This is a genomic window from Polyangium sp. 15x6 (genome assembly GCF_029960785.1).
Lineage (GTDB): Bacteria > Myxococcota_A > Polyangia > Polyangiales > Polyangiaceae > Polyangium.
Map to the genome: position 1 here is coordinate 1 of NZ_JASBQE010000081.1, position 13,150 is coordinate 13,150.

The 13,150-nt window shown below is 69.8% G+C and carries 9 protein-coding genes; 2 read left to right on the forward strand and 7 right to left on the reverse strand.

All coding sequences use genetic code 11. The features are described 5' to 3' along the window. From QHF83_RS39085 to QHF83_RS39115, 7 genes are all read right to left on the reverse strand, one after another. Positions 1 to 1,061: serine/threonine-protein kinase (locus QHF83_RS39085; protein WP_282423167.1), on the reverse strand; the 1,061-nt coding region annotated here is incomplete at its 3' end. A gap of 54 nt (positions 1,062 to 1,115) precedes the next feature. Further along, on the reverse strand, positions 1,116 to 1,913 hold the full coding sequence (locus QHF83_RS39090; RefSeq protein WP_282423168.1) for an SAM-dependent methyltransferase: 798 nt from the start codon (positions 1,911 to 1,913) through the stop codon (positions 1,116 to 1,118). Between the two features lie 46 nt (positions 1,914 to 1,959). Beyond that, on the reverse strand, positions 1,960 to 4,893 hold the full coding sequence (locus QHF83_RS39095; RefSeq protein WP_282423169.1) for a serine/threonine-protein kinase: 2,934 nt from the start codon (positions 4,891 to 4,893) through the stop codon (positions 1,960 to 1,962). 140 nt (positions 4,894 to 5,033) lie between these two features. Further along, positions 5,034 to 5,261, reverse strand: a complete 228-nt coding sequence (locus tag QHF83_RS39100) for a hypothetical protein (RefSeq protein ID WP_272417509.1) — start codon at positions 5,259 to 5,261, stop codon at positions 5,034 to 5,036. Positions 5,262 to 5,435: 174 nt separating this feature from the next. Then, on the reverse strand, positions 5,436 to 7,187 hold the full coding sequence (locus QHF83_RS39105) for a methylmalonyl-CoA mutase family protein (RefSeq protein WP_282423170.1): 1,752 nt from the start codon (positions 7,185 to 7,187) through the stop codon (positions 5,436 to 5,438). Between the two features lie 65 nt (positions 7,188 to 7,252). Then, positions 7,253 to 7,744 (reverse strand): hypothetical protein, encoded by a 492-nt coding sequence (locus QHF83_RS39110; RefSeq protein ID WP_282423171.1) that lies wholly within the window; start codon positions 7,742 to 7,744, stop codon positions 7,253 to 7,255. A 142-nt stretch (positions 7,745 to 7,886) separates the two neighbouring features. Beyond that, positions 7,887 to 9,779, reverse strand: a complete 1,893-nt coding sequence (locus QHF83_RS39115; protein WP_282423172.1) for an OmpA family protein — start codon at positions 9,777 to 9,779, stop codon at positions 7,887 to 7,889. Between the two features lie 153 nt (positions 9,780 to 9,932). Here QHF83_RS39115 and QHF83_RS39120 point away from each other — a divergent pair, with 153 nt between their 5' ends. After that, positions 9,933 to 11,324: a hypothetical protein gene (locus QHF83_RS39120; protein ID WP_282423173.1), complete on the forward strand. Its 1,392-nt coding sequence runs from the start codon at positions 9,933 to 9,935 to the stop codon at positions 11,322 to 11,324. 197 nt (positions 11,325 to 11,521) lie between these two features. After that, positions 11,522 to 13,114: a zinc-ribbon domain-containing protein gene (locus QHF83_RS39125; RefSeq protein ID WP_282423174.1), complete on the forward strand. Its 1,593-nt coding sequence runs from the start codon at positions 11,522 to 11,524 to the stop codon at positions 13,112 to 13,114. Positions 13,115 to 13,150: the final 36 nt, after the last annotated feature.

Genomic DNA, 13,150 nt, shown 5'->3' on the forward strand with positions numbered 1-13,150 from the left:
AGCGTGACGACGGCGGCGAGGCCGAGGAAGCGGCGCGAGCGCGAGGGAGCGCGCGCGCTCGGCGCGGGCGGCGTGCGATGCGTGGCGGCGCGGCGCGGCGACGAGCGGGTCGTCGTGGCGCGCGCGGAGGTGTTCGCGGGCGGGCGCGGCTCCTTTCCGGAGCGACGCGCGGCGGTCGCGGGCTCGTCGTTTCTGCGCACGAGCGTCGTGATCGGCGTGGCGAAGGGCGCGAGCAGAGCGGCGATGTCCTCCATCGAGCCGTAACGATCGGCGGGCTCCTTGGCGAGCGCGCGCAGGACGATGGATTCGATCTCGGGCGGCACGCCGTCCATCGGCGGCGGGTCGTCGCTCAGGATCGAGGCGATGAGGCTCACGGGCCCGCGATCCGAGCGGAACGGGAGCTTGCCCATGAGCAGCTCGTACGCGGTGACGCCCCAGGCGAATTGATCGGCCCGCGCGTCGATGAACTCGCCCTTCACCTGCTCGGGGGCCATGTACGCGGGAGTGCCGATGAACGAGCCGTCGCCGGTGCGCGTGGCGAAATCGTCCTGCCCCTCGGCGGCGAGCTCGTCGTCGGTGCGCCGCGCGATGCCGAAATCGAGGACCTTGATGGCGCCGTCCTCGCGGATCATCACGTTCTCGGGCTTGACGTCGCGATGCACGAGCCCGGCGCGGTGCGCGACGCAGAGGACCTCCGCGACCGCGGAGAGCAAGGCGATCCGCTCGCCGATCGGCGCGTCTTTGCGGATGAGGTCGCGCAGGAGCTTGCCCTGCACGAGCTCCATCGCGATGAACGGCGTGCCCTCGTGCTCGCCGACGTCATAGACCGCGACGATGCCGGGATCGCTCAACGCCGCGGCGATCCGCGCCTCGCGCAGCATGCGACGCACCTGCCGGCTCCACGATTCGCTCGCGCCCTGGGCGTCGCGGCGGAGCACCTTGAGCGCGACGGCGCGACCGAGGCGCGTATCCTGCGCGCGATACACCTCGCCCATGCCGCCTTCGCCGAGCAGCGCTTCGACGACGTACCGATCGAACCTGTCTCCAGGCGAAAGGGGCATGGCGCAGAGGGTAGCGCGAAGGGAGGTTCGCCGGAAGGATGGCGAGGGCGCGATTCAGCGCTTCAGGTGCTCGGATCTGATGCTGAGCGCGCCGCACGTCTCGTCGTCGAGTTCGTCGCGCAGGGCCGGGGGAACGTAGAGCGTGGTGGCGGGGCTGAGCTCGGCGTCGGCGAGGGCGCCGAGGGGGATACGCTCGATACGCGCAGGGCAGTTGATGAAGATGGCGGCCTCGTAGAGCGTGACCTCGTGGTTCTCGGGGTAATGCTCGCGGAGCCGCTCGACGAGGAGGTGAATCCAGCGGCCTCGATTGCGCTGGGGCTGGTACGTCGGGTCGCCGAAGCTGCCGACCTGCCACAGGATCAGCGCGGACGTGGGGTCGATGGGCTTCCTGTACAGGACGAACCGCGTGGCCTCGTGGCTCACGCAGCCCGGGTTCGCAGGGTCGACGCCGAGGTCGGCGAAGAGACAGTCCTCGGCCGAGACGGCGGGGAGCATGATGGCGTCGTAGCCCTCGGCGCGCGCCTTGCGCACCGCCTCGTGGGTCGGGAAGGCGAAGACGCCGGGATGGCCGTACGCCGCGAAGCACGTCCGGTGGCCATCACGCACGGCGCTGAGGACGCGCTCGACCATCGCGTCGTACGCCTCCTTGCGAGCCCCACCCAGCCGGTAAAACCGGCCGAGCGATTCCGCGGCGGGCTGGATCTGCTTGATCACCTGCTCGCCCACGATGTCGGCGACGAGGTAAAACACCTTGCTCGACGCCTTCAACCTGGCAATGGTGTCCCCGCCGAGCTGACCGACCGTCCTGATGCCGGTCCCCACGACGGCGAGCGACCCCTTTTCTTTGATCATCCTGCGCGATGCCTCCCATGCCCGCGGACGACACGCGCCGCGGGCTTCATTCGCCGCATTTCAATGCCTTCGCCCGAACAGCGGCCGCCTGTGCCGTGACCGAGCCTTTCACCCGGCCCCAGCGCCCGAGTACAGTGCGGTACGCGGCGCACGCGCCGGATTTGTCGTTCCGTTGCTCCCGGACGAGCCCGAGGCGAAAGGTCGCGACCGTATGCTGCATGGGCTCGTCGAGCGCCGTGCAGGAGCGAGCGGCGATCTCGAGGTGCGGCAGGGCGCGCTCCGCATCCCCTGCCAGGCTATGAAGGCCGCCGAGCCACATCTCCACCTTGGGCGCCATTTGTGTATAGAATGCCGCAGGCTGCAGCGGGGGCTGCACCGCGAGGGCCTCCCGCGCCTCGGCCTCGCTCCGTGCAGGCGCCGCGTACCCGACGAACCAGACGGCCGCCTGTTTCGTATCGCCCGTCCCGTCGACCCAGCCATTGGCCCACGCCTCGCGCGCCGCGGCGTATCCTGGAGTGTCGAGCGCTCCTCCCCGCCGCTTCGCCTCGAGGAAGGCCATCGTCGAATCCCACCAGGTGAGCTGAACGACCGGCCTCGTCCACGCCGAGCGTTGCGCGAGGAATCGATCCGCGACCTCGGCGGCCCGTTTGTCTTGGCCCAGCTCCTCGTAAAGCTGGACCAGCGCGAGCGCCGGGACGACGTGTTTCTCCTCCAGCGATTCGCCCGCGATGTCCTTCTCCAGATCACGGGCGAGCCGCTCGGCGGCCTCGAAGTCGCCGAAGACCAGGGCGTGATGGATACGCAGCCGGCCGGCCTGCTCGATGCGCCCCTGATCCCGGAACCTCTTCGCGGCTTGCTCGACGGCGGCGTTCACGGCCGGAGGAGGCTGCCCGCCGGCGTGGAGAGCGACGGCGAGCTCGTTATGCGCGATCGCCGAGGTCGGGGCCTTGGTGATCCAGCGGCGCACGTCGCCCTCGAGGAGATCACATTGGCCGAGGTACTTGCGCGCGCGGATCCGTTCGAGCAGGCAATCCACCGACGCCGGCACGAGCTCGACGCAACGATCGAGCGACGCCAGCGCCTCCGTTTGTCGTTCGACCCGGAAGAGCGAATAGGACCGCACCTGCCAGCAATCGGCGTATTTCGGATCGAGCTCGATGCAGCGGTCGGCGAGCGCGAGGAGCCTCGTAGGCTCGGCGCGCGCCTGAATGGCCACCTGCAGCTCGACGAACTCGGCGTCTCCCGGATACCGCCGGGAGGCCTCCTCGATACGCTTGACGCCCTCGGCCACGTCCGGCGGATCCCGCTGCAGGAGCGGCTCGAGCGCGTCGAGCAGGACCTTGTCGCGCTCCGTCATCGTGCCGCGGAGCTCCATGGCGCGCTGGAATGCCATCCGCGTCCCGGCGGTGTCCGCGCGGAACCGCTCGATCAGCGCCAGGCGTAGATATGCCGAGCCAAACTTATTGTCGGCCTTCGTCGCGCGATCGAAGGCCCCCCGCGCGACCTCCCAGGAGGCGTCCCGCAAGGCTTGCAGGCCTTCCTTGTACGCGGTGAGCGCCTCGGGGTTCGACGATCCCGAAATGGGCAGCTCCGTGATCGGCGTGGGCGCGGGCGCGGGCGTGGGTATGGCCACGGGCGGGGGCGTGGTGTTCTTCCGATACCAGAGGGTCCCCCACACCGCCGCGGCCACGACCCAGATCGCGCTGAGGCCCACCACCGCCCAGCGCGGCAATCGCCGTCCGAGCCTCGGCGGGGGCGTCGTCAGCATGGCCGGCGATTCGAGCGTGGTCACCGCCGTCGTCGTTTTCCCCGCGTTCCCCGGCATCTCCACGCGCACGATGGGCGTGGGCGGCGGCGCCGTGCTCCGGCCGGGCTTGTCGTGATCCGGCGAGCGCATCGTGTGCGTCGCCAGCGCGTTTCGCGGCGGCGGCGTGGACTCCGACTTCGCGCCGATCGGGATGCTGGGCAGCGTCTTCCGGGCCGGCAGGACGCGCGCGTTCGGCGCCACGTCCTCCGGGGCCAGGGTCTCCGGCTGCGTGGAGTCCGGCCCCGGGATCAAGGCATCGTGCAGGCCGCCCGCGTTCTCCGCCGCGACGTAAGGCGCGAGCGCGTCGACCACGAGATCCATCGAGGAGAATCGGTCGATCTTGCGCTTCGCGACTGCGCGCTTGAGGACACGCTCGATCACCGACGGCACGAGGCCTTCGAGCGACGGCGGCTCGTCCTGCAGGATGGCCGAGAGCAGCTTGATGCCTTCGAAGTCCGCGCCGAACGGCACGCGGCCCGTGATGAGCTCGTACGCGAGCACGCCCCAGCCGAATTGATCCGTCCTCGCGTCGACCGGATCGCCCGTGAGCTGCTCGGGCGCCATGTACGCCGGGGTGCCGACCATCACGCCTTCGCTCGTGACCGTGTCGGCCCCGCGCATCGACCCGACCTTGGCCAGATCCGCTCCGCGCCGCGTGGAAGCGACGGCCTCGTCGGCGTCGAGGTGCACGCGCCGCGCGATGCCGAAGTCGAGGACCTTGATGGTGCCATCCTCGCGCAGCATCACGTTTTCCGGCTTCACGTCGCGGTGCACGAGGCCTGCGCGATGCGCGGCGGACAGGGCGCGCGCCACGTCGAGCAGCCACCCGAGTCGCGTGGAAATCGAGGCGCCGCCGCCGATCAAGCGCCGGAGCGACAGGCCCTCGATGAGCTCCATCGCGAGGTAAGGCAGGCCCTCGGCCTCGCCGATGTCGTAGATGGCGACCGTGTTCGGGTGGTTCAGCGCCGCGGCGGCGCGGGCCTCGCGCAGCATGCGAACGAGGGCGCGCTGCCAGCCCTCGGGATCTTCAGCGGCCTCTTTGCGCAGGACCTTGAGCGCGACGCGACGTCGCAGACGGCTATCGCGCGCCTGATACACCTCGCCCATGCCCCCCTCGCCGAGGAGCGCTTCGATCACGTACCGGTCGAAGGTGTCGCCCGGGCGTAGGCGCATGGCGTCATGCTACCCCGGTACGGGCGCATTCGCTAAGAACATGCTACGCGGCAAATTTTAGACAGGTAGAAGCGCACGCGGGCTCACCCCGCGTGCCTCCCCCAAGCATCGCTCGGTATGCGGGACCCCCCCGGGGGAACTCAAAACATCATGAGCACCGGGCAGTTCCACGGCGCCGAGGCGGGTCCGCCACGCTCCGTGCAAAGCCAGTCCGACATCAGCGCGGCGTTCGCGCTCTGCACGACCAGGCGCTCTTCCTCGCCCAGGTTGACCTGCTTCATCAGCTCGTCGGGGTCCTGGAGGAACGCGGCCAAACGGGACGGATCGAGGGCCATATCGGCCAAAAACCGACCAAGAGAAGCTTCCACGTGGGGCTCCGTACGTCGTGCGGCTCTGAATCGACGATGACTCCATCGCCCATTCGACGGGACGACAGGCCGGCAGTGGTTTCAGTTTACGTAGGAACGCTCGCGCAGGGCAAGCATTTTCTGTCTGGTGGGATCTTGCGGGTTTGGGAGGCCGGGGGCGCGGGCGCGCCCCCGTCAGAACTCGGCGGGATCGGAGTGCGTGCCCATGACCTCGCGCAGGACGTCGCAGATCTCCTGCTCGGTGCAGTAGGCCTTCGCGGCGGCGATGATCGGAGGCATGAGGTTCGACGTGCCACGCGCCGCCTCGCGCACGGCCGCGAGCGCGTCGCGCACGGCGTCGGCGTCGCGGCTCGCCTTCACCTTGGCGAGGTTCTCGCATTGCGTGCGCTGCACCGTCTCGTCGATCTTGAGGAGCGGGATGTTCTTCTCCTCGGACGCGACGTGACTGTTCACGCCGACGATCACGCGCTGCTCGTCCTCGACCTCGCGCTGGAAGCGGTAGGCCGAGGCCGCGATCTCGCGCTGCGGATAGCCCTTCTCCACGGCGGCGACCATGCCACCCATCTCGTCGATGCGGCGGATGTAGTCGAGCGCCTCGGCCTCGAGCTTGTCGGTCAGCCATTCCACGTGATAGCTGCCGCCGAGCGGGTCGATCGTGTTCGCGACGCCGCTCTCGTGCGCGATGATCTGCTGCGTCCGGAGCGCGATCGTGACCGACTCCTCCGTGGGCAGCGCGTACGTCTCGTCGAGCGAGTTCGTGTGCAGCGATTGCGTGCCCCCGAGGACGGCCGCGAGCGCCTGCAGCGCGACACGCACGACGTTGTTGTACGGCTGCTGCGCCGTGAGCGAGACGCCGGCCGTCTGCGCGTGCGTGCGGAGCTTCAAGCTCTCGGCCTTGCGCGCGCCGTAGCGCTCGCGCATGAAGCGCGCCCACATGCGACGCGCCGCGCGGAACTTCGCGATCTCCTCGAAGAAATCGTTGTGCACGTCGAAGAAGAAGGAGAGGCGCGGGGCGAAGTCGTCGACGTCGAGCCCGCGCGCGATGCCGCTCTCCACGTACGCGAGGCCGTCCGCGATCGTGAAGGCGAGCTCCTGGGCGGCCGTCGCTCCGGCCTCGCGGATGTGGTAGCCGCTGATCGAGACCGTGTTCCAGCGCGGCACCTCGCGCGCGCAGAACTCGATCATGTCCGTCACGATGCGCATCGCCGGCCGCGGCCCGACGACCCAGGCGTGCTGCGCGATGAACTCCTTCAGGCAGTCGTTCTGCACCGTGCCGCCGATCTTGTCGCGCGGGATGCCCCGCTTGTCGGCGAGCGCGATGTAGAAGGCGAGCAGCACGATCGCCGGCCCGTTGATGGTCATCGAGGTCGTGACCTTGTCGAGCGGGATCCCGTCGAAGAGGACCTCCATGTCGCGCAGCGTGTCGACCGCGACGCCGCACATGCCGACCTCGCCGAGCGAGCGCGGCGAGTCGGAGTCGTAGCCCATCAAGGTGGGGAAATCGAAGGCGGTCGACAGGCCCGTCTGGCCCTCGGCGAGCAGGTACTTGAAGCGCTGGTTCGTCTGCTCGGGCGTGCCGAAGCCCGCGAACATGCGCATCGTCCAGAGCTTGCCGCGGTACATCGTCGGCTGGACGCCGCGCGTGAACGGGTACTCGCCGGGCAGGCCGAGGTCGGCCTTGTAGTGGATGCGTTTGTCGGCCGGCGTGGCGACGTCGAGGACCTCGAGGCCGCTCCAGGTGGTGAACTTTTGCTGGCGCGGCTTGACCTTGCGCTCGGCCTCGGCGACAGGGCCGATGCGCCAAGCGGCGAGCGCCACGCGCAGCGCGCGCAAGCCCTCGTCGTCGAGCCCCAGGCTCTCTCCACCGTCGCCATTCGTGAAGCGCCGCTCGTCGGATTCGAGCGTGCGTGCGTCGTCGTGTGCCATCAGTCGCGAACCTTCCGGCCGCAAATGTAGCGCGCGAAAGCCCGGCTTGTCTTCTTCCTGCGGCCCTACGGGCAGCCGGTCGGCTCGAACACGTCGGAGGCGACGGAGGTGGCGCCGACATCGAGGCTGTCCTGGATGGTGCCTGCGATCCGGACGCCCGCGGGCAGGCAGAGCGCGTTCTCGGTCTCCTCTGGGATCGTCTTGTCTCCGAGGTCGTAGAAAAAGTCGAACGTGACCTCGCTGTCAGGCTGCACGACCACGGGGAACGGCTTCGGGGAGAGGAGCGACAAGCCGGACACGACGGACTGTTGGTTCGGCGCGTCCGTGATCGCGAGCGAGCCGAGCTGCACGGTGCTCGGCCCACTCGCGCGTGGACCGAGCACGAGCTTGAGCGTGAACGAGCCGGTCACCGTGGCGCCGAGCACGCCGGCCTGGACGTCGGCGGTCGGCGCCGAGATGCTCGGCTCCACGAAGACGACGTCCTCGTTCTCGCCGATGCACCCCGCGAGGAGCGAGGAGAGCGCGAGGAAGGCTGGGAGGGCGCGAAGCTTCATCATGAAGAGACGATAAAACAAGGCGACGTCGAGCGGCGGGAAGAAGAGGCGCGATTGCCGGGCGGTTCGACCTCGCAATCGAGGCGCAATGCGAGGGAGCCGAGCCTCCCCCGCGGCCTCGATTGCGATTGCGGAAGGAATGGCCTCAGGGCGCCGGCGAGGTGATCCCCTTCGATCGCGCCTTCTCGCAGCCGAGCTCGACGCCCGTCGGACCGGCGTCGGTGCGGACGATCTTGAACTCGACGCGGCGGTTCTTGTCCCAGGCGACGGCGTTGTTCGCGGGATCGACCGGGCAGAACGGGCCGTAGCCCATGGCGCGCAGGCGGCTCGCGTCGACGCCGCGCTCGATGAGCGCCTTCACCACGGACTCGGCGCGGGCCTGCGTGAGCTTCACGTTCGCGAACTCGGCGCCGCGCACGTCGGCGTGGCCCTGCACTTCGAGGAGCTTCAGGCTCGGGTTGCCCTTCAGCGTGGCGGCGACCGCGTCCACGATCGGAAGCGACTGCGCGAGGATCTCGGCGCTGCCCGTCTTGAAGAGGATCTTCTCCAGGATGAGCACGTTGTTGTCCTGCACGATGACGCTGCCCTTGTCGGGGCAGCCGTCTTCATCGTCCTTGCCGTTGTACGTTTCGGGTTCGTCCGGGCACTTGTCCTCGGCGTCGAGCTTGCCGTCCGCGTCGTTGTCGTCCTCGGGACAACCGTCGTCGTCCTTGAAGTTGTCCTTGTCCTCCGGCGTGTTCATGCACTTGTCGCGCACGTCGGGGATGCCGTCCTTGTCGTTGTCGTCCTCGGGGCAGCCGTCGGTGTCCTCGAAGCCGTCCTTGTCCTCGGCGTTGTCCGGGCAGCCGTCCTCGGCGTCGAGGATGCCGTCGCCGTCGCGATCGCCGCTGCGAACCTGCACGGGCTCGTCGACCGGATCGTCCTCGGGGCAGCCGTCGGTATCCTCGTCGCCGTCCTTGTCCTCGCGTTCATCGGGGCACTGGTCGACGTCGTCGGGGATGCCGTCCTTGTCGCGGTCCTCCTCGAAGGGCTCGAAGACGAAGGCGAGCATGCCGCGCTGCGAGGCCGACTGGAAGCCGGGCAGGTAGCCGACGCCGCCCGCGAGCGAGAGGTACGAGTTCTTCTGGATGAAGACCTTGAAGCCGGCGAGGACCTCGGCGCTCAGGCGTTGCTTCGCGTTGGAGTCGCCGCCGAGGAGGTAACTCGCGTAGGTCTCGGCCGTGATGTCGAACTTGTCGCCGATGCGAACGCTCGCCGCGAAGCCGCCGGTGCCGAGGTTTCCGTACTGAAAAACGCCCGATTTCAGCTGCGCGAGCCCGGCCTGATCGAGGCCGAACGTGGGGTTTTCCCCGGTGTGGCCGCGGTAGCCGGCGTTCAAGCCGAGGCGCACCATGTTCGTCTTGCCGAACTGCTTCTCGACGATGAGCTGGGGCCAGTAAAAGAAGCCGGGATCCGCGCCGAAGTTGCGTTGCCCGCCGATGCCGTAGCCGCCCTGGACGAGCAGGGCGAGGCCGATGGGTCCGTCGGGCGAGAGCAGGCGGAGCTTTCCGTGCAGGGCGATGTGGCCGAGGGCCTCCGCGGTGAGGCCGTCGTCGGTGTAGTTGCCGGGGACGCCGGGGCCGATGTCCGTGACGCTCGTGCCGTAGTTGAGGACGACGGGCGCGCTGAGGCCGAGGACGAGCCGATCGGCGATGCCGTAGTTGAAGCTCAACGTGCCCTGCAGGGCGTGGTCGACGAGGTAGTCGGAGCCGTGGCCGGGCGCGAGCTCGAGGAGGTTTCTGCCGTAGTCGAGGACGAGGCCGAAGCTGATGGCGTTGCCAGGCAGGACGCTCGCGCCGTTGACCGAGAAGAAGCCACGTGAGTCGACGGCGGGCCGGAAGAGGTGCAGGTCGGCGCCCTCGCCGTTCGACGCGGGGATGCGCTCGGTGCTCGTGGTCTGCGCGGACGCGGGCGCGGCGATGGTGAGGAGCGCGGAGAGCGCCACGAGCGTCGCGACAGGGCGGCGACGCAGGCCGGTGAGCAAGCCAAGGGTCGTCATGACTCGGTCCTCAGTCAGGCGGATCTTGCAGCGCGATTTGCGCGGAAACCTGAAAAATGGGTATCACCAGCCCTATACAACTGCAAAAGGATCGCAAGGATCACGCGGACCTCTCCGTCCACGTTCTCCGTCGATCTGCTACCGTGCTCGGCCGTGCGCCGCCCTCGCTCCTTCGCACGTCGCTCGCTCGCGGCCCTCGTGATCACCGCGACGACGGCCTGCACCGCGAGCGCGAGCGCGCAGAGCAAACCCACGCTGAGCGGTTCGTGGTCGGCGAGCTCCGTGTCGGAGAGCTGGTCTTTCGACGGCTGGGTGGACGCGTGCGGGCCGAAGCCGAAAGGTCAAGGCGGCGGCGGCGGGTCGGTGCAGATCCGCGAGCAAGGCGGAGAGCTGTCGATCGTGGGCGCGGGGCGCGCCTGGAGCACGGCCGAGTGCTGGGAGCAAGCGCCGGGGCTCGGGCGCGTGAGCCACTCGCAGTCGGGCGGCGGGCGGTTCTGGCGGACGCGGTGCAGCCTCTCGAACGAGAAGCAGCGCATCACCGTGACGACGACGGTGTCGGCGACGGACACGTCGATCGCGATGCAAGAGACGTCGGAGCACAAGGTCACGGCCGAGGGCGCGACGTGCACGGCGACGGCGAGCCGGTCCCGATCGTTCGGGCTCGTGAAGCGCGACGGCGAAGAGGCGGCGCCGAGCGCCTCGGCGAGCGCGTCCGCGAGCGCTGCGCCGCCGACCCCGCCCCCGAGCGCCGCCGCGAGCGCCGCCGCGCTCCCGCCCAAGGCGCCGCCGAAGGTGTGCAAGGTGGCGGGAGATCCGGCCCGCCTCGAGGTGTACCCGGCGAGGAAGACGCTGCGGCCGGGGGATCGTTTTTCCTTCCGAACCGTGGTCACGGACAGCGAAGGCTGCGCTGTCTCGGTCAAGCCGACGTGGGCGGTGACGCCCGGGCCGTTCGCGGCGAAGGTGACCGTCGACGGGAGCGGGACCGTCACGGTGGCCGAAGGCGCCGAGGAGGGGCGGGTCGAGCTCGTGGCGACGGTGTCCGGCAAGGGCGTGCCCGTCGCCGTGGAGATCACGAGCCCGACGAAGTACGACGCGCTCCTCTCGGCAGGCACGCTCGACCCGCAGGGGTCCGAGCAAGGCGCGGTGGCGGTGATCGCCACGGGCGCCGTGGGCGGGCGCAAGGGGGTCGCGGACGACGTCGGCCAGGAACGCAAGCAGACGTTCGTGGCGATCGTGATCGGCCTCGCCTTCGCCCTCGGCTTCGCGGGCCTCGTGCTGATGCGGCGCGGTCGGAGGCCGGCGGAGGCGGAAGCCGAGACGGAAGCCGAGCTCCACGAGGAAGCGGAAGCCGAGGCGGACGCGGAAACCGAGGCGGACGAGGACAGCGTGGCAGAGGCCCCGAAAGCCCGGGCCTCGGCACGATCCACCCCTACACGCGCGACGGCGCCGTCCGGGAAGGTCTGCCCGACGTGCGGGGAGCGCTACGGCGCGGAGGCGCAGTTCTGTGGGGCAGACGGCACGACGCTCGTGCCGCTGAACCGGTGAGGTCCGTCGGTAGACCCGGGCGGCTGACTCGCACGTCGGAGGAGCATCTGTAGGTTGCTTGATCGCGCTCGTGCGAAACCGTTATGCTTTGTGACGGCGTACGGAGAGGCCGGTAACGACCGGACCCGAGGTCCTCGGCGAGAGAGCAAGACGATCGTTCGTGCACGTGCGCGAGACCCGGAAGGGCAGCTTTCCCCATGAAGATTACGTGTCAGTCGTGCCAGGCGAAGTACACGATCGCCGACGAAAAAGTCGTCGGTAAGACCGTCAAGATCAAGTGCAAGAAGTGCGGCTCGGCCATCGTGGTCAACGCGAACGAAGCCGCACCCGACGCACACGGCCAGGCGGGCCAATACGAAGACGAAGACGACGGGGCGACCCGTGTCTTCTCGGGTGATCCGAACGCCGCCGCAGCAGGCAGCGGCGGTGGCGACGAGTGGACGGTCAACGTCGGCGACGACGATCAACGCACGATGTCGACCGCCGCGATCGCAGCCGCGTACGCGGCCGGCACGGTCACGAACGACACGTACGTCTGGAAGGACGGCATGTCGGACTGGCTGCCGCTGTCGCAGGTCGCCGATCTCGTGGCAGCCGTGGGTCGCAGCAGCGGCGTCGCCGCAGCCGCCCCGCCGGCCGGGGACGACATGAACGCGACGCTGATGATGCCCGAAGGCTCGGGCGCACCCGCAGCCGCGCGGGCGCAGGCGGCTGCGCGCAAGACGGGTGGTCGTCAGGGTCAGGATCTCTTCGGTTCGTCGAAGGGCGAGCCGGAGCCCGCGCGCGCCTCGGTGCCGCCCGCCGGGCCGAAGGGCAACGCGGTCGGCGAGCGCAACGAGAACTCGGTGCTCTTCTCGCTCTCGGCGCTCACCGCGGCCGAGAAGGCCGCCACGAAGGACGAGCCGAAGAAGAAGGACGGCCGCGGCGGCCTCGACGACATCATGAACCTCGGCGGCGGCGGCCTCGGCGGTCCGATGCTCGCGCCGCCTCCGCTCATGGCGCCCGTCGTGGAGCCGCCTCCGCAGCCGATGATGGCCGCGATGCCTGGCATGATGACGGGCACGCAGGTGCCGCTCACGGGCACGCAGCTCCCGCTGACCGGCACGCAGGTGCCGCAGGTCGTGATGGTGCAGGTGCCCGAGCAGAAGAAGAGCTCTGCGGGCCTCGTCATCGGCATCGCGCTCGGCATCGTGGTCGCAGGCGCGGCCGCGTTCTTCCTCCTGCGCGGACAGCCGCAGAACACGACGACGGCCGAGAACACGACGACGGCGGCCCCCACGGCGTCCGCCGCGCCCACGACGCCCACGGCCGCGCCCACGGACACGATCGCGGCGGCGCCCTCTGCGACGACGAGCGCGGCGCCGACGACCGATACGACGACGAAGGTCGGAACGACCGGCGGCGGCCCGGTCGGCGGCACGGGGCCGAAGCCCAACAACACGGCCGCGCCCACGGCGACGACGGCGGCGCCGACGACGACCGCCGCGCCCACGGCCGAGCCTCCGCCTGCAGAGGGCGGCAAGGAGTTCAACCGCGGCGCGGCTTCGTCGGCGCTCGGCTCGGCGGCCGGCGCGGCGAAGAGCTGCAAGACGGCGGATGGCCCGACGGGCACCGGCAAGGTGAAGGTGACGTTCGCGCCGAGCGGCAACGTGACGTCGGCGCAGGTGCAAGGCCCGCCCTTCGCGGGCACGTCGGTCGGCGGCTGCGTGGCCGGCGTCTTCCGCGGCGCGCGCGTCCCGCCCTTCGACGGCGCGCCCGTCAGCGTCACCAAGTCCTTCACGATCAATTGACGGCCCGGGGCTCGCAAACGCGGGCCCTTCCCCGTA

Bases quoted from the DNA above. Each gene is read 5' to 3' on its own strand.
- QHF83_RS39090 (WP_282423168.1), bottom strand. From the start codon at position 1,913: ATGATCAAAGAAAAGGGGTCGCTCGCCGTCGTGGGGACCGGCATCAGG.
- QHF83_RS39095 (WP_282423169.1), bottom strand. From the start codon at position 4,893: ATGCGCCTACGCCCGGGCGACACCTTCGACCGGTACGTGATCGAAGCG.
- QHF83_RS39125 (WP_282423174.1), top strand. From the start codon at position 11,522: ATGAAGATTACGTGTCAGTCGTGCCAGGCGAAGTACACGATCGCCGAC.
- QHF83_RS39105 (WP_282423170.1), bottom strand. From the start codon at position 7,187: ATGGCACACGACGACGCACGCACGCTCGAATCCGACGAGCGGCGCTTC.
- QHF83_RS39115 (WP_282423172.1), bottom strand. From the start codon at position 9,779: ATGACGACCCTTGGCTTGCTCACCGGCCTGCGTCGCCGCCCTGTCGCG.
- QHF83_RS39110 (WP_282423171.1), bottom strand. From the start codon at position 7,744: ATGATGAAGCTTCGCGCCCTCCCAGCCTTCCTCGCGCTCTCCTCGCTC.